The 16,371-nt window shown below is 49.6% G+C and carries 15 protein-coding genes and 1 pseudogene; 8 read left to right on the forward strand and 8 right to left on the reverse strand.

Going from position 1 to position 16,371, the window contains the following annotated elements:
* Positions 1–234 precede the first annotated feature (234 nt).
* From BZG83_RS07620 to BZG83_RS07630, 3 genes are all read left to right on the forward strand, one after another.
* Complete coding sequence (locus BZG83_RS07620; protein ID WP_077479978.1) at positions 235–1,818, forward strand: hypothetical protein; 1,584 nt, start codon at positions 235–237, stop codon at positions 1,816–1,818.
* Between the two features lie 105 nt (positions 1,819–1,923).
* Complete coding sequence (locus tag BZG83_RS07625) at positions 1,924–2,925, forward strand: response regulator (protein ID WP_077479979.1); 1,002 nt, start codon at positions 1,924–1,926, stop codon at positions 2,923–2,925.
* Between the two features lie 4 nt (positions 2,926–2,929).
* The gene (locus tag BZG83_RS07630) at positions 2,930–3,391 is read left to right on the forward strand and encodes a PAS domain-containing protein (protein ID WP_069586922.1); all 462 of its coding nucleotides are present in this window, start codon (positions 2,930–2,932) and stop codon (positions 3,389–3,391) included.
* A gap of 6 nt (positions 3,392–3,397) precedes the next feature.
* Here the strand turns inward: BZG83_RS07630 and BZG83_RS07635 are convergent, their stop codons facing one another.
* Both BZG83_RS07635 and BZG83_RS07640 read right to left on the reverse strand, forming a co-directional pair.
* Positions 3,398–4,924: a sensor domain-containing diguanylate cyclase gene (locus tag BZG83_RS07635; protein WP_158074941.1), complete on the reverse strand. Its 1,527-nt coding sequence runs from the start codon at positions 4,922–4,924 to the stop codon at positions 3,398–3,400.
* 182 nt (positions 4,925–5,106) lie between these two features.
* A complete protein-coding gene (locus BZG83_RS07640; protein WP_077479981.1) occupies positions 5,107–5,901 on the reverse strand; it encodes a M48 family metallopeptidase in 795 nt (264 codons plus the stop codon).
* A gap of 172 nt (positions 5,902–6,073) precedes the next feature.
* On the opposite strand from BZG83_RS07640, the gene BZG83_RS07645 reads away from it, so the two are divergent.
* The gene (locus tag BZG83_RS07645; protein ID WP_077479982.1) at positions 6,074–6,520 is read left to right on the forward strand and encodes a hotdog fold thioesterase; all 447 of its coding nucleotides are present in this window, start codon (positions 6,074–6,076) and stop codon (positions 6,518–6,520) included.
* Between the two features lie 5 nt (positions 6,521–6,525).
* On the forward strand, positions 6,526–6,750 hold the full coding sequence (locus tag BZG83_RS07650; RefSeq protein WP_069586918.1) for a DUF3389 family protein: 225 nt from the start codon (positions 6,526–6,528) through the stop codon (positions 6,748–6,750).
* A gap of 101 nt (positions 6,751–6,851) precedes the next feature.
* Here BZG83_RS07650 and BZG83_RS07655 read toward each other — a convergent pair whose 3' ends face one another.
* From BZG83_RS07655 to BZG83_RS07665, 4 genes are all read right to left on the reverse strand, one after another.
* Positions 6,852–7,679 (reverse strand): DUF2797 domain-containing protein, encoded by an 828-nt coding sequence (locus tag BZG83_RS07655; protein ID WP_077479983.1) that lies wholly within the window; start codon positions 7,677–7,679, stop codon positions 6,852–6,854.
* 99 nt (positions 7,680–7,778) lie between these two features.
* Positions 7,779–8,096: a hypothetical protein gene (locus BZG83_RS07660; RefSeq protein ID WP_077479984.1), complete on the reverse strand. Its 318-nt coding sequence runs from the start codon at positions 8,094–8,096 to the stop codon at positions 7,779–7,781.
* A 124-nt stretch (positions 8,097–8,220) separates the two neighbouring features.
* The gene (locus BZG83_RS17085; RefSeq protein ID WP_274532433.1) at positions 8,221–8,346 is read right to left on the reverse strand and encodes a hypothetical protein; all 126 of its coding nucleotides are present in this window, start codon (positions 8,344–8,346) and stop codon (positions 8,221–8,223) included.
* 224 nt (positions 8,347–8,570) lie between these two features.
* The gene (locus BZG83_RS07665; protein ID WP_158011495.1) at positions 8,571–9,503 is read right to left on the reverse strand and encodes an endonuclease/exonuclease/phosphatase family protein; all 933 of its coding nucleotides are present in this window, start codon (positions 9,501–9,503) and stop codon (positions 8,571–8,573) included.
* Between the two features lie 285 nt (positions 9,504–9,788).
* On the opposite strand from BZG83_RS07665, the gene nrdD reads away from it, so the two are divergent.
* From nrdD to BZG83_RS07680, 3 genes are all read left to right on the forward strand, one after another.
* Positions 9,789–11,930 (forward strand): anaerobic ribonucleoside-triphosphate reductase, encoded by a 2,142-nt coding sequence (gene nrdD / locus BZG83_RS07670; protein ID WP_077479986.1) that lies wholly within the window; start codon positions 9,789–9,791, stop codon positions 11,928–11,930.
* Positions 11,931–11,939: 9 nt separating this feature from the next.
* The gene (nrdG, locus tag BZG83_RS07675; RefSeq protein ID WP_077479987.1) at positions 11,940–12,437 is read left to right on the forward strand and encodes an anaerobic ribonucleoside-triphosphate reductase-activating protein; all 498 of its coding nucleotides are present in this window, start codon (positions 11,940–11,942) and stop codon (positions 12,435–12,437) included.
* A 74-nt stretch (positions 12,438–12,511) separates the two neighbouring features.
* Positions 12,512–13,699 carry an amino acid aminotransferase gene (locus BZG83_RS07680; protein WP_077479988.1) on the forward strand — a complete coding sequence of 396 codons (1,188 nt, stop codon included), beginning with the start codon at positions 12,512–12,514 and terminating at the stop codon, positions 13,697–13,699.
* A 154-nt stretch (positions 13,700–13,853) separates the two neighbouring features.
* On the opposite strand, the gene murP is transcribed toward BZG83_RS07680, so the two are convergent.
* Together murP and murQ are read right to left on the reverse strand one after the other, a co-directional pair.
* The gene (gene murP, locus BZG83_RS07685) at positions 13,854–15,308 is read right to left on the reverse strand and encodes a PTS N-acetylmuramic acid transporter subunit IIBC (protein ID WP_077479989.1); all 1,455 of its coding nucleotides are present in this window, start codon (positions 15,306–15,308) and stop codon (positions 13,854–13,856) included.
* Between the two features lie 28 nt (positions 15,309–15,336).
* Positions 15,337–16,238, reverse strand: a pseudogene (gene murQ, locus BZG83_RS07690) (N-acetylmuramic acid 6-phosphate etherase).
* Between the last annotated feature and the right edge of the window lie 133 nt (positions 16,239–16,371).

A 16,371-nucleotide genomic window follows, 5' to 3' on the forward strand; every position in this document is an offset into this window, starting at 1 on the left:
GCTAGAATAGATGCGTGCTACAGCTTGGTCAAGCATTCCCCGCATTGAGTCGTCACAAAATTGTTTCTGTTTTTGTCCTTCGTCCGTTACTTGTTGAGATAGCTATACTTAGCTTTCACGAGACGATGTGACGAGTACGATGTTAGCGATAGTCACGGTGAAGAGTTGCCGTTTTCTGCCGATAACGGTGATAAAAACTGGATTGATTTTTCGATTAAAAATAGGCGGATAAGCATGATGTCCTATCCGGCTATTCCGCACTTTGTGAAAACCATGGGTCACCGGGTGGTGAGCTACATTCTCAATGTCACAGAGGCGGAAGGCCGACTGATCTTGATGCAAAAATTGGGGCTAAGCCGCACACAGCGCGACACACTCAACCAATATGTCGAGCTGTGTCGACAGCTACGTGTGTCTGCGGTGGAGCAGGGGGAGAGCGAGCAATCTTTCTTCTATCGTCTGCCCCATGTGATGCAAAATGGTCGTCATATTTTCAATGTGTGGCGCGCACAACAAGGTGGAGAGTTGGCAACGCGTGTTAATAGCGTTGATCCGCTTATCAGTGCCTTTTGTCAGCTTGCCGGTGAGCTCTATCCACTCTTTTTGATCAAAGCGGGCCATCGTCCTCATCTTTTCTATCGTGGGGCAGGTTACTTAACGGCTGCTATCGAACAGTTTCCAATCAGTAAGATTGTGCAAAAGCGTATTTTGGCCGATCCGTCCCTAGAGCGCTTGTTTGACGCCATAGGTAATGATCCTCAGCAAACGTTCGGTGACTACAAAGATGCAACCGGGCATCGTGGTGTAGTGAGTTTGGCGAGCTTGCCGGTATCGATTTTAATCAACAGTTATGACTTGATGCGGATCCGCGGGATCGTCTCTGCGGATCGCTTTGTCAGCACTGTACAAGAAATGTTGGATATCGCCCGCAGTCTTGCCGATGGCGAAGTGGCACATATTCCGATGTTTGTTGGATTTCGTAATGCGGCACTCACCAACTTAGCGGAATTGGATACTAAATGGGGAAGCATTCGCCGTTATACGCCAAGCATTGCTGAATACGTACTTCAAGCGCCGGGTTTAATGGCCAAACGACGCAATAACGGTTTTATGTTGGAGTCGGGCTATGCGTTTGCGATCAACTTTGGTGACTTCCTCGAAGATGACGATTGGCCAGATGAAGTGATGGATGCGAATACCGATCAGCAAACCACGGAGCTCAACATCACTTTGTGTATGGCGCTTTGCTACCTCACAGAATATAAACCCTTTGTCGCGCCCGAGTGGGTCTGGCGCATTGATCCTTTTTCGCTGGATAACCGTCGGCAAGATTTTGGTTCAGTGGCCGAAACCAGCGATCCCATCGCGATAGGTGAACTCGATTTGGTGGACATCGAGCGTTGGAGCATGTTGGTCGATGATACGGATTCGAGCGGCATTCGTTTAGCCATGTCCCGCTTATATGCCGCGGCAAAACGTCCCAACACGCAAGGGGCGCTGGTGGATGCGATTATTGCGTTGCGAAATATTTTTGCTGCCAGTGATGACATGGAGCGCATTGAACCTGCTGCGCGTCATCTTGTGAATGCGCCGTTAGATATTTCTATGATTAGTGCACTCACAGAGGATTGGCAGGCGTTGCTGACGGGCGAGTTTTTTGAAGACCCAGAAACGATCAGCGAAAAGGTGAACGATTGTGTTCAGCTTTGCTTGGTCTGCCTGCATCATTTGTACTTACAACACCCTCATTTGATCAGTCGCGCGGATCGTCTTCAAGCACTCTGTGACTTAGCTGAAACTCAAACCAGTGACCGATAAAGACAGTATTTTGACAGGTTTGCCCTCATCCCTTTTCATCTTGGTTTATGCTTACTGTGTTGACCCAGCCACACTCTCAGTTAAGAAGTCGACAAGGAGAGGCTTTTGACCACACAAATTCTGATCACTGATGATTCCGCACTGGCGCGTAAGCAGCTCGCGCGAACCTTACCCAAAGATTTAGATGCTGAGGTGCACTTTGCCGAGAATGGCAAGGTGGCTTTAGATGTTTTAAACAGTCAGTCGATCGATATTATGTTCCTTGATTTAACCATGCCGGAATTGGATGGTTATCAAACCCTTGAAGCAATGCAATCTGCCGGGATGACAGTCCCCGTCGTGGTGGTGTCTGGGGATATTCAACCGCTCGCTCAGCAGCAAGTGCTTGAACGGGGCGCGAAAGACTTTGTTAAAAAGCCCATTAGCCGCGAGCGCGTTGAGGCATTGATTAAAGCCTATCTGCCCACCGCAACCGCCTCGGAAACGGAGCGCTCCCATGCACCGAAGGAGAAGCTGAGCCGGCGTGATATTTATATGGAAGTGGTCAACATTGCTATGGGGCAGGCGGCAGATAAACTCGCGCGTCATTGTGGCGTGTTTGTTCACATGCCCCTGCCGCAGGTTAATGTGTTTGAGGTGACTGAATTGACCATGACCATTCGCCACTTGGCACAGTCAGACACCATGAACGGCGTTTGCCAAGGTTTTAGTGGCGAAGGGATTGCTGGTGAAGCTTTAATGCTGATCAGCGATTCCAGTATCAGTGACATGATCGACTTGCTGGATTATCCCGATGATGGCTCGCTCGATAATGAACTCGAGCTGTTGGTCGATATTAGCAATATCTTGATTAGTGCCTTTTTGCGAGGGCTCGGTGAGCAAGCTGCGCTCGAGTTTTCGCAAAGCTATCCGGCATTAATGGGACAACATGTAGAGGCAGATCATTTGATAGCTGCGATGAAAGGCTCTTGGAAACGCACGGTGACCATTGAAGTGAGCTACCAGATCGATGGCACTGAGATTAAGTGCGATCTATTGCTGTTATTACTGGATGAATCGCTACCTTTGTTGGATGCGAAGCTGGCTTATCTGATGGACGAGGAGTAAGGCGATGACAGAAGATTTTGATCAATTCCATTGGATGCTCGATATGGTGCAACACATCGATATGGGACTGATTGTGTTAGACAAAGATTTCCAAATTCAGATGTGGAACGGCTTTATGGTTCACCACAGCGGCAAACACGCTAAGGATGTGCAAAATCGCACCTTATTCGAGGTGTTTCCGGAAATCAACGAGCCTTGGTTTCGCGCCAAATCACAGCCGGTGTTTGAGTTACGCTGCCGCAGCTTTATTGTCTGGCAGCAGCGCCCTTACTTGTTTCGTTGCCGTCACGTGCGTCCGATTACCGGTCAGCTTCCCTTTATGTATCAAAACGTCACTATGCACCCCATGGCCAATACACGCGGTGAGGTGAATCATATGTTTATTTCTATTCAAGATGTGACCAATGAAGCGTTAGCAAGTCAAACGCCCCGAGCTACCGCACCGACTCGAACTGCATCGTCATAACCTCGCTTAGTTTTGATCGTCACGGGGTGACGATGATAGGTGTTCCGGCTCGCAAAAAGCGTAGGTGCCACCAGATAGCGACTTTTTGGCGTAATACATCGCAGCGTCAGAGCAATTGAGCAGTTGTTCGACAGACTCCCCATGTTCAGGATAGCAAGCAATGCCAATACTGGCAGAGAGTCGTGCCTGTTGCCCGTCCCCTACGTCAAAGGGTTTATCTAGGCTGGCAATAATTTTGGTTGCCACGCGCGCTGCATCGTCTGGCTGACTGGTGTACTCGAGAATGACCGCAAATTCATCCCCACCGAGCCGTGCTAGTGTGTCGGAATTACGGATACTATGTCCCATTCGTTTGGTGGTTTCAATGAGCACACAGTCTCCCGCATCATGGCCGTAGGTATCATTTATTTTCTTAAAGCCATCAAGATCGATAAACAAAAGCGCAAAGTGAGCGCTTTGCTGACGAGCTTGAGCCATGACGACATCGGCGCGTTGTTTAAACGCAACACGGTTCAAGGCACCGGTTAAAGTGTCGGTATGCGCCATATGCTCGAACTGAAGATATAGACGTTTGGTCTCATTGATGTCTTGATGGGTGCCGGCCATCCGCAGCGGCTGGCGGTTTCGGTCCCACTCCATAATCTTGCCCTTCGCCAATACCCATACCCAAAACCCGTCCTTATGTAGCATGCGGAATTCACACTCATAAAAGGGATCATGGTCACTGAACGCTGCTTCTATCTCTTTCGATGCGCGGCTGAAATCGTCGCTATGACAGAGCTTTTTCCAAGTTTCAAAAGAAGCTGGGGTCAGCTCCTCTTTCTGGTAACCCAAGATTTCGGCCCAACGCTCATTGATGACCAGCTCCCCAGAGGGAATATGCCATTCCCACGTGCCCACATGGGTGCCGCGAATAATTTCATCGAGGCGACGTCGTTCGAGCTTAAGCTCGTATTCCGTCCGTCTGGATTTGCTCAGCACCAACCACATGACAGCAAGTCCAGCCCCTAGTAAAAAAATGATCAGCGAGGTAATGACGAGTTGATGGTCTTTTTGCTTTTCGATTTGCTCGGTTTGTGTTGCGACCATCTTTTCAAGTCGGTTCTGATAATGCCAGAGGGACTCTTGCGTGGCGCGGAAATCGCTAATATCGGCGATAATTGAGAAGAGTAATCTTGCCCCCTGATAGTCGATAGGCACCGACGAGACTTCTACGGTTCGGGAGGAGCCGTCCGCCGTACGATGGCGAAAAACAAAATAGTTTCGGTTTTCCAGTTTGGCGAGTTTGCGCTCTTCAGCAATAGCTTCTGGTGATAAATCATTGATATCACCAATGTTCATCTGCGTTAGTTTATCAATTGAATAGCCATAAAACCGACTGGCGGCAGGGTTAGCAGCTACAATCTCACCACTTTCTGGCACGATCAACATCATTACCAGCGTATTCTTTTCAAACATCTGATCAAATGGGTCGACTTGACTCTGTGGCGTGGCAAAGGCTATCGGCACAAGCAAGACGCTTAACAGAAACATCAACAACTGCTTCATCACAAGTGGTGCTCACAGCGCGTGGTCTAAATTTTAAGCGTAACATATAGGTTAATTTGTTGTGTGACAAATGTAACCTAATGCCGCTGAAACCCTTTGCATCACCGTGATTTGAAGCAGAGTGTGACACTCYTCAATATGTTAAGAAAATATTTTTATTGATAATGCTAACTGGGCTTTTCACAGTGCGGTTTTAAACGATGAGGCACTTTAGGAAGCGCCTTCACGCCTTTTTCTAGCGCTTGAATACGAGTGTCAGGCGATGGGTGGGTCGAGAGTAACTCTGGTGGCGCACCCTCTGAGGCTTCGGCCATGTTTTGCCATAAGGCGACACTCGCACTCGGGTCAAAGCCAGCTTGATGCATGAGCTGTAAGCCAATTTTGTCAGATTCAGACTCCTGCGCACGATTGTAGGGCAGTAAAATCCCTACTTGCACGCCAAGCCCTAAACCGGCCATAGCCATCGCAGCGTATGGGCTGTCAGACATTGACATACCTGTGATGGTGAGTCCCAGCGTGGCGAGTTGAGAGCGAGATAGGCGCTCGTTGCTGTGGTCAGCCAGTACATGTCCGATTTCATGTCCAATCACTGCCGCGAGTTGATCCGGGGTATCTGCCACATTGAGTAAACCCGTATAAACGCCCACTTTGCCCCCCGGTAGTGCAAAGGCATTGACTTGCTCGCTATCAAATACGACTACTTCCCATTCGGAGAAATCTGCCTGTGGGGGCACGACGGCCAAAATAGCATCGGTGACACATTGTACATAGGCATTGATGGCTTGGTCGGAACTAATCGGCTGAGATTGTTTCATCTCTTCGAAAGAGCGTTGACCAAGGTTGGCCATTTGGTCGCCGGAAAACAGTAATAGTTGATTGCGCCCGGTGGGAGAGTGTGCGCATGCTGAGAGCAATATCGTGAGGCTTGCTGACAAAAACACGGTTTTTGCGATGCGTAGCATGGGGGCTCCCTTTATGGTTATACTCGTTGATGATGACAAGCTGCTGAAAAAACTAACGTATAGTAATCAACTAGACGCCGTTTTCAATATCGGGCTTTCATGACATGTAGCTTGATCTCCACCCAACAGTATGACAAACATCCACAGCGACGATGAAAAATAGAGGCAAAGTGTGAGCATTTGGAAAAAAGCGATGTCATTAGAGGCTTTGAACGCTTCTTCGAGCAATACCCTGGTTGCTCACTTGGGCATAGAGTATACGGCATTTGATGAATCGAGCCTCACTGGGACCATGCCTGTGGCTCCCCATACCCATCAACCTTTAGGCATGTTGCATGGTGGCGCGTCTGTGGTGCTCGCAGAAACGCTGGGGTCGTTGGCGGCAAACATGTGTGTGCCCGAAGGTAAGTATTGTGTTGGGTTAGATATCAATGCCAATCACTTGCGTGCGATGCGAGAAGGGATAGTGACTGGCGTGGCAAGTCCTGTACATCTTGGGGCAACCACCCAGGTGTGGAATATCACTATTCACGATGAGCGAGGTCGAGACGTGTGTGTAAGCCGACTTACGATGGCGGTGCTCACCGATAAGCGCGCCGATAAATCGTTGGAGGATTGAGGGAGATGGTGGTTGATATCGAACACGGTAAGCTAATCGTTACCGCGCATGAAGTGGTGATCAAATTGCCCGCAATGAAATTGAGTATGCAGGTTCAATCTGATTCGTTACAGATGATTGCGGATGCCAATGTGTTGGTGGCTGATGCTGGCGATGTTCGTTGGTCACTGCCGTTAAGTGCMCAACATATTGCGTTRATCTCAGATATTACCGGTATTCAACCGCAATAACCTGACTGAAATGAACGGCATCTTCCTCTGGAGGTCGTGAGAAAGGCACACTGTGCAAGCGTTAATCATCACTTGCACAGTGTCGCGGATTGGACGCGTGGTTAACTGTGCGACGCGCTGACCTCGTAGCTGGTAAACTTGCGCACATTGATCACGCCTGTATCAAAGATCAGATACTGACCTTTGATCCCTTGTAACACACCACTGACTTCAGGGTGTTTATCAAAGTTATGCGAACTGATCTTGGTAGGGTGCTTAGTGACAGGGTAACTAAAGCTCAATGCATCCAGCTCGGCGGGCTGAACCGCATCGCTACCAAACTGCAGACGAATATCCGCGAGCTCCGATTCAATCGCTTGAGTAAGTCGCGCCGCTTCGGCGTGGAGATCGAGCTGACCATTGTCGCCCTTTAAGATCGCGCGCCAATTGGTTTTATCCGCGACATGTTGTGCAATGGCGACTTCAACCAGCCCAGAAATATGGCGTGTTTTTACCCGAAACAGCGGAAGAGCCTGTGTGGCGCCTTGATCGTGCCAGCGGGTTGGCATTTGGTTAGCGCGAGTAATCCCGACTTTTAACCCAGACGTGTTGGCCAGATAGACGATGTGGTCTGTCATGCAGAACTGCTCTCCCCATTCTGGCTCGCGACACGTCCCTTGTGCATAGTGGCAGGTTTCAGGTTTCATAATACACATGTCGCAGCGGGCGAGCTTTTTCATGCACGGATAACAATGGCCTTGCGAGTAACTCTTTTTTGTTTTTCGTCCACACGCATCGCAAAAGATATTGCCAGTGTGGGTCAGGGTAAGGGTTTGTCCGAGGAGAGGGTTGAGATGCAGCTCTTCGTCACCGACACGCAGAAAGTACTGTACCTCTGCGCCGGCTTCTGTGCGCATCTTATCTAAGGTTCCAATCACGACATTGCTCATTCTAGTTTTATTAAGAGCGGCAAGTGTAGCAAATGGCGTGCACGGACGTCAGGTGGGAAAACACAGGCCAGCAGCGACTCGCCTGTGTTTGGCTAATCGTTAGCCGAGGCGGTCTTCAACCATTTGTTGGTTGTCGGTGGCATGTTCACGGTACAGGCTCACCGAGACGACTAACACTTCTTCTTGTGTGTCTTCGTTAATTTGTTCAATCACGAAATAGTCTGCGTCTTGATCTTGAACGCCACGCTCTGCTAAACGCAGCACATCTTCTTGAATGTTTCCTTGGATCTCGATATTGGCGGTCTTCTCAAAATCCCCAAAATCGAGGGTGGATTTGGCAATCAATTCCGGCGCAGCAAATGCATTGAAAGAAAGTAGTGAAGCAAAAAGCATGGACATCGAGAGGATTTTTTTCATGACGCATCGTTAAGTCGGTGGATTTGCTGACAACCTAGCAAAATGGCGGCGGGAACGTTGTCAGCACTGCGTTAAAACTGAAAAATTCGTTATTTACTGGTGACGAATGACGCAATGATATCCGTTAGCGGGATGCGTCTTCTACATCATCGCTAAATATGTCGTCTTCCTCGAAGCCGGTCGCATTGCCAAGATAGTCGGCAAGCAGATCGTCATCGGTTGGGATCACGTGCTGTTGTAATGTATCCATGATGGTTCTCCTTGTGCTGCGCCTGTTTTCAAGGCTAAGCGGTTTCCCCTTTTAGTTTGCACATGGCAGTTAGCTGACTCAGGATGCCAGATGACAGTCAGGACCTTTTTGCCAACTGCCCACATTAAACGATTTAGATGGTTGATTGCCATCAGTGTATTCAGTCTATGGCGGCTCGATGTCAGTATTGTGACAAGTTAACCAAAGCGACTATGCGCTTTGAGTTAGCGTTGCGAAGCTGCTGGCTGAGTGAATTGAGCCACGACGGGACAATGGTCACTTAAGCGGTAACGCATCACGGTATGATAATCAAAGTGATGCTGGTAGCTATATTGCCACTGCTTGGCTAAAGGTTCACTGACTAAGATGTGATCCACCAAGCGGTTATACATAACTTGATTCCACGATTGGGTTCGATGGTTGTACCGTCTTGCCTTACAGCGTGCTCGGACAGACTCGGTGACGTTTATTAAATGGGGCGGTGTGGGGGACTTTTCAACCAGACGAGTCTGAAAGTCTCGCCAAACGGCATCATCGCTCTCACCAATGTAGCGATTAAAATCGCCCGCGACCACGACGTGTTCGCCCGCATGATGACGATCACTCACCCAATCGGCTAACACGCGCATCTGCTTGTTAAGTTTATCGCAGCTTCGGGTGCCTTGTGATTGATGAAAACAACCTGATTTCAGATGGACAGAGAGCATATGAAACGGCGCTTGGTCAGGGGGCGTAATAATCACGTAGGTGGCGTAGCGTAGCGCTGGGACACCAAAAAAGCTGGGTAACGCGATCGCGCGAAGATCTTTTGGATCCGAAACGGTCCATCCATTGCGTACCGCAATGCCAGTCAGTTGTTGACTATTGGGTTTATCGCGCAGCGCGGGGTAGCGGTCAGAAAAGTAATAAGTGTATTGATCGCTGGGTACAACCCGTGCGAGTGCCGCCGGACTATCGACTTCTTGAAACGCGAGCACGTCCGGCGAGAGCTGTTCAAAAACCGAGGCGAGTTGATGATAGTCTTCGTCACCACGATCTCCAGCGCGTTGATCGCCTTTTAGGGTTAACCATTCAAAGTTCCATGTTGCTATCGTCAGCGCAAAGCTCGGGCACGTTACCGCCCAAAGCAACACTACGATTCCAAACCGCAGGATCACAGTGGCGTAAACCTCAATGATGACTTCATAACTGTGATCTTACTTGAAGCCTGTAAGTCACATTTGATCGAACCCACAAAATGCGGACAAGGTTTGATTTTAACTAACAAAAGTCACAACAATTCATCACAACATTGATGACCTTGTACGCGTTTATTCCTCCGAATTTCTCTATTCGAAACTTCGATGATCTGTATCAACACAATGGCGACCCCACTTGCTATTAAATGCCACATCTTGTGTTGTTTGCTAGGTTTAAATCCAATATATGGTGATGGAGGGCATATGCCAGCGGTAATAAAGCGCGACGGAACACGCGTCTCATTTGATGCTGACCGGATTGTTCAAGCGGTAACTTGTGCGCGAGAATCGGCACAGCGTGCGCAGGGGACGCGTTCGTGTTCGTTATCGGATCAGGCGATTCGATCATTGGCCGATAAGATCGCAACCCAGTTCGCTGGCGAGAAAGAAGTGGATATCGACCACATTCAATATGCCGTGGAAGATGCGCTGATGTCTGGGCCGCATAAAGCGGTTGCACGTGCCTACATTGAGTATCGTCACGATCGCGATATTGCCCGTGAACGCCGTGGCCGATTGAATCACGAAGTGCAAGGCTTGGTGGGACAAACGAACACCGAGCTGTTGCACGAAAATGCCAACAAAGATAGCAAAGTGATCCCAACTCAGCGGGATCTGCTGGCTGGTATTGTCGCCAAGCACTATGCCAAACAACATATGCTACCCAGTGCGGTGGTACGTGCGCATGAATCGGGAGAAATCCATTATCACGATCTCGATTATGCGCCTTTCTTCCCGATGTTTAACTGTATGTTGATTGACTTGGCGGGCATGTTGCAAAAAGGCTTTAAGATGGGTAATGCGGAAATTGCGCCGCCAAAGTCCATCTCGACTGCAACCGCGGTAACGGCACAAATCATCGCGCAGGTGGCCAGTCATATTTATGGTGGTACCACGATCAATCGTATCGATGAAGTGTTGGCACCCTATGTCGAAGCCAGCTATCACAAACACCTAAAAGTGGCGCAAACTTGGTCCATTGCCAAGGCGGATCAATACGCCATGGCACGTACCGAGAAAGAGTGCTTTGATGCGTTTCAGTCGTTGGAGTATGAAGTGAACACCTTGCATACCGCCAATGGGCRGACGCCATTTGTAACGTTTGGCTTCGGACTCGGACAAAGCTGGGCCGCCCGTGCGGTGCAACKAGCCATCCTTGCCAATCGTATTGCGGGCTTGGGCGAAAATCGCAAAACGGCGGTTTTCCCTAAACTTGTGTTTTGTATTCGCGAAGGGCTCAACCGTCATCCTTCAGATCCGAATTACGACATCAAACAGCTTGCGTTGGAGTGTGCGTCCAAACGCATGTATCCCGATATTCTCAACTATGAGCAAGTCGTTCAGGTAACCGGTTCTTTTAAAACACCCATGGGATGCCGCAGCTTTTTAAGCGCCTATCAAGAAAATGGTGAGTGGGTCCACGAGGGACGCAATAACTTGGGGGTAGTCAGTGTTAATTTACCCCGATTGGCGATTGAGGCTGAAGGCGATGAAGAGACATTCTTTGCGCGCCTAGATGCCACGCTTAATATTGCCCGCCAAGCCTTGGATACCCGTATTGCACGTTTTAAAGGGGTGAAGGCCCGTGTTGCGCCGATTTTGTACATGGAAGGGGCCTGTGGCGTACGTCTTAATGCGGATGATGACGTGAGCGAGATTTTTAAAAACGGTCGCGCATCTGTCTCCTTAGGGTATATCGGATTGCATGAGACCATCAATGCTCTATACGGCAGTGAGCCTCATCTTTACGACAGCGTGATTAAACAGAAAAAAGCCAAGGCAATAGTCGCGTATTTACATGATGCGACGGAGCGCTGGAAAGAAGAAACGGGCTACGGCTTTAGTTTGTACAGCACACCGAGTGAAAACCTGTGCAGTCGTTTTTGCCAACTCGATACCAAAGCCTTTGGAATGATTGAAGGGGTCACAGATAAAGGCTACTACACCAACAGCTTCCACTTAGACGTGGAAAAGCAGGTGACGCCCTACGATAAGATTGATTTTGAAATGGATTATCCACGCTTGGCAAACGGCGGATTTATTTGTTATGGCGAGTACCCCAACATGCAGCACAACATCGAAGCGCTCGAAAATGTTTGGGACTATAGCTACACACGTGTGCCTTACTATGGGACCAATACGCCTATTGATGAGTGTTACGAGTGTGGATTCACAGGGGAATTTGATTGCACCAGTAAAGGATTTACCTGCCCTGCATGCGGCAACCATGATCCCGCCAAAGTATCGGTCACGCGCCGTGTCTGCGGTTACTTGGGCAGTCCTGATACGCGGCCATTTAATCCGGGTAAACAACAAGAAGTGATTCGTCGCGTCAAACACATGTAGGAGAGGGGCGTGAACTACCACAAATACATTCCTATTGATGTCGTGAATGGTCCCGGCACACGGTGCACATTGTTTGTCTCGGGTTGTGAGCATCAGTGTCGTGGTTGTTACAATAAATCAACATGGTCGCTTACCAGCGGCCATCCATTCACGGATTTAATGTGTGAGAAAATCATGCGCGATCTCACGGATACGCGTATTCCAAGGCGTGGCTTATCACTGAGTGGTGGTGACCCCCTGCATCCTGCCAATCTCACCAGTGTAAAATTATTGTTACAAAAGGTGGGCAAGCATGCACCAGACAAGGATGTTTGGCTATGGAGTGGTTATACCTTGGCGGATCTCTCGCCGGAACAACAAGCAATATTGGCTTACGTTGATGTGCTGATTGATGGGAAGTTTATACAATCTCGCGCCGATCCTAACTTGGTCTGGCGAGGGAGTGACAACCAATGCGTACACTTTTTGTCCGAGCGAGCCCAGCAGTGGCAAGAGAATCAGCGCTGAGAGGTTGCCAATTTTCCCGCATGGGGTAGGGTATTACGTATCTTGAGCATCCAGGCCTAAAAGGACGTAATACTATGTTAGATCTGCTCTCGCCTGCCCAGCAGGATCCGATCCTCTCTTTGTCATTGGCATTTCGTGACGATCCTCGTGAGCACAAAATGGATTTGGGCATTGGTGTATATCGTGACAGTCACGGGCAAACACCGATTATGCAAGCGGTTAAAACCGCGCAGCAATCATTGGCGCAAAGCCAGCAAACCAAAGCCTATGTTGGCCTTGCTGGCAATGAAAACTTCAACCAAGCCATGGTTGATCTACTGCTGAAGGGTACGGATGCTTACCATCGCTGTGCCGCAGTACAAACCCCGGGTGCGAGCGGTGCGTTGCGGATGCTGGCTGACTTGATGCATCTCGCCAAGCCGGTGACCACGGTATGGCTTACTGACCCAAGCTATGTGAACCACAAACCTGTCATGGAAGCGGCAGGCCTAACGGTCAAGTTCTACCCGTATTTCAATCGAGACACCAAGATGGTGGATACCGATGCCATGCTGAATGCATTGTCTCAAGCCGGCGCTGACGACGTGGTGTTACTGCATGGCTGTTGCCATAACCCAACGGGAGCGGACATTAGCCTGAAAGAGTGGGAAGCCATCACTGAGTTGGCTAATCGTAATGGCTTTACCCCGTTTGTGGATATTGCGTATCAAGGATTTGGGGATGGCGTAGATGAAGATGCGCGTGGTCTACGTGTGTTAGCCGATAACGTTGAAGAGATGCTGATTGCCACCTCTTGCTCGAAAAGCTTTGGCCTCTATCGTGAGCGTACCGGTGCTGCCATTGTCGTGGGGAAATCCGCCAAGGAAGCGCAAAATGCCAAAGGGCGTATTTTGCAACTGGCGCGCAGCACCTACACCATGCCACCGGATCATGGGGCGGCGATCGTCGAAACCATTCTCACTGACGACGCCCTCACGAAGCAGTGGCGCGAAGAAATCGAAACGATGAACACGCGCATTAACCGCCTGCGTGAAGGCCTAACGGCAGCGTTACGCGCTCGAACCGGTGATGGCTACTTTGACTTTATTCAACAGCACCGCGGGATGTTCTCTGTCTTGGGATTGAGCACAGAGCAAGTCAACCAACTGCGTGATAAGCATGGCGTGTATGCGGTTGGAGATAGCCGCATCAATATTGCCGGCTTAGCGGAGCGCCATATTGATACATTGGCCGATGCGCTGGTGGACGTAACGCGCTCTTAATTTAGCGCGGGTTGTATAACGGAAGAGGGCTTTTAGCGCATATTGCTAGGCCCTCTTTTTTGTCAGTGTAAAACGCGCATGCGGACGTAGAAAAAGGTGCGCCCTTGAGGAAGACAAGGGCGCAAGCTGGTTCATGTGGATGGGGGATAATGAACTAGCTTAAATCGACATCTTTAYAGCCAAAGAAGTATGTCGCGAGAAAGCCAACCACATAAGCGATAAGCAGTCCGGCAACAAAAATCAGCATGCCCGGGAAAATGCCGCTATCTGACGTCATCAACGGAATGGCTACGATACCGGAAGGGCCGAATACTGTGTTCAAGCCAACCGGCAGACCTAAGTACGACACCAGACCGATAAAAAATCCGCCGGCTGCGCCACCAATACATGCTGTCACAAAGGGCTTCACGCGAGGTAAGGTCACGCCATAAATTAGTGGTTCACCAATACCGAGCAGACCAGGAATAATTGCGCCTCTCACTTGGGTGCGCAGTAGCGCATCTTTCTTCGCTTTGAAATACAGCGCCATGGATGCACCCACTTGGCCACCACCCGCCATCGCGAGAATAGGGAACAGCGAATTAAAGCCTTGGGCCTCCATCAACGCGAAGTACACAGGGACGAATCCTTGGTGAATGCCGAATACCACAGAAATCAGGAACACGCCGGCTAAAACCGCAGCACCTAACGGGTTATCGTTTAAGTTAAGGAACAGCCAAGACATTGCTTTGAATAGCTCGCCACCGATCGGCATGATCAACAAGAAGGTCACCGCACCCATGATAAATAGGGTAATGAGCGAGGTTAAAATCATGTCGAGATCGTCTGGCATGTATTTGCGAACCTGACGTTCTACTTGCGCACCGACAATGGCTGCGATCAATACGCCAATAATATTGCCGCGAGGATCGATCGTCATGCCAAAAAACTCACTCATGCCCGAGTAGATGCCCGAGCTGGCGTCGGGGTCATAGCCCAACACAAACAAAGACGCGAGAATGGCACCATTGACGCCTGAACCACCAAACGCTTGCTGGGCGTTGTAGCCGAGTAAGATACTCAGAAACGCGAACAAGCCTTTGCCAAATACTTGCATATACGCGATCAAATCGACCACAAACGGACTCGGGGTTTGGCCCAGTACAAACATCTGCTCTAACAAGGTCGCAAAACCAAGTAGCAAGCCCGCGGCAATAAAGCCGGGGATCAGTGGCGTGAATATGGTGGCAAACTTACTCAGAAAGCGTTGAATAGCGCTGGTTTGTTTGCTTTTTAGCTGTTGTTTTTGCTCGGCCGCCAATGTAGACAGATCTGGCTGCGTCTCAGCTGACGCTTCGTCACCACTGACGGTCAAGGATTCAAGAAGTTGATTCATCATCTCTGCGGCTTGCTGTGCTTTACCGGGGCCGAGAATAATTTGAAACTGCTCATTGCTCTCGACCACCCCCATAACGCCGGGGATTTTTTTGAGAACAGACTGGTCAGCCAAGCTGTTATTGGCAAGGGATAACCGTAGTCTTGTCATACAGTTGCCACATCGACTGATATTGCTGCTCCCTCCAACGGCGGACAGCAGTTGCGCGACGGTATTGGCAGTGATTTTGGCCATGGGGGCGATCCTCTGGAGCTAAAAATAGTTAATCACGATGGAGGGCTGCACGAATAAAACCGTTGTGCTCGGTGAGGCGAGTTTTTGCTTGCTCGGCATCCAAATCGGCCAAAATCATCAAGATGGCGGTTTTGCAATGACGATCGCATGCGCAGAGGGCCTGTTCAGCCACCGCTTTTGAGGCGCCGGTTGCCTCCACCACAATATTGATTTGGCGTTGGATCAGTTTGGCGTTAGTGGCTTCAACATCAACCATCAGGTTACCAAACACTTTACCGCTGCGGWTCATTGCTCCAGATGTCAACATATTGAGGACGAGCTTTTGCGCGGTACCGGCTTTCATGCGCGAAGAGCCGGTGACGACTTCAGGCCCCACGATGGGCAGAATGGCAACATCTGCCGACTCAGCCATTTGGCAATGAGGATTACAAGCAATCGATGCTGTCATGGCGCCAATGGTTTTCGCATAGGCTAATCCGCCGAGTACATAGGGTGTACGACCGCTCGCCGCAATGCCGACAACCACATCTTTATCGGTTAGGTTGAGTGAGCGTAAATCGTCTTGGCCTAGTTGCTCGTTATCTTCAGCGTTTTCCACCGCCTTTAAAATAGCTTGATGGYCACCCGCGATAAGCCCAATGACTTATCCGGATGTGTGCCATAGGTKGGAGGACATTCGCTGGCATCCAAGATGCCCAAGCGGCCAGATGTTCCCGCACCCATGTAGATTAAGCGTCCGCCGTGTGCAAATGCATGCGTAATTGCATCCACCACTTGCGCAATTTGTGGCAAGACGGCTTTCACCGCAAGCGCCACTTTTTGGTCTWCATCGTTGATCACCTGTAGCATTTCGACCGTTGAAAGTGTGTCTATCTCTGCACTGGCCGGGTTGCGGCTTTCTGTGACCAATCCGCTTAAATCAATTGTCATGCTTTGTTCTCACATCAGCTGTTATTTGACGGCGATTCTATGGAATAAAATATTCCAATATAGTGATCAAAATCACTGTTATGGTTATTCTTTATACACGGTTATTCTGGAATAATGTCGATAATACTTGGGG

Origin of the sequence: Salinivibrio sp. PR919 (assembly GCF_001995355.1) — a bacterium.
GTDB classification, from domain to species: domain Bacteria; phylum Pseudomonadota; class Gammaproteobacteria; order Enterobacterales; family Vibrionaceae; genus Salinivibrio; species Salinivibrio proteolyticus.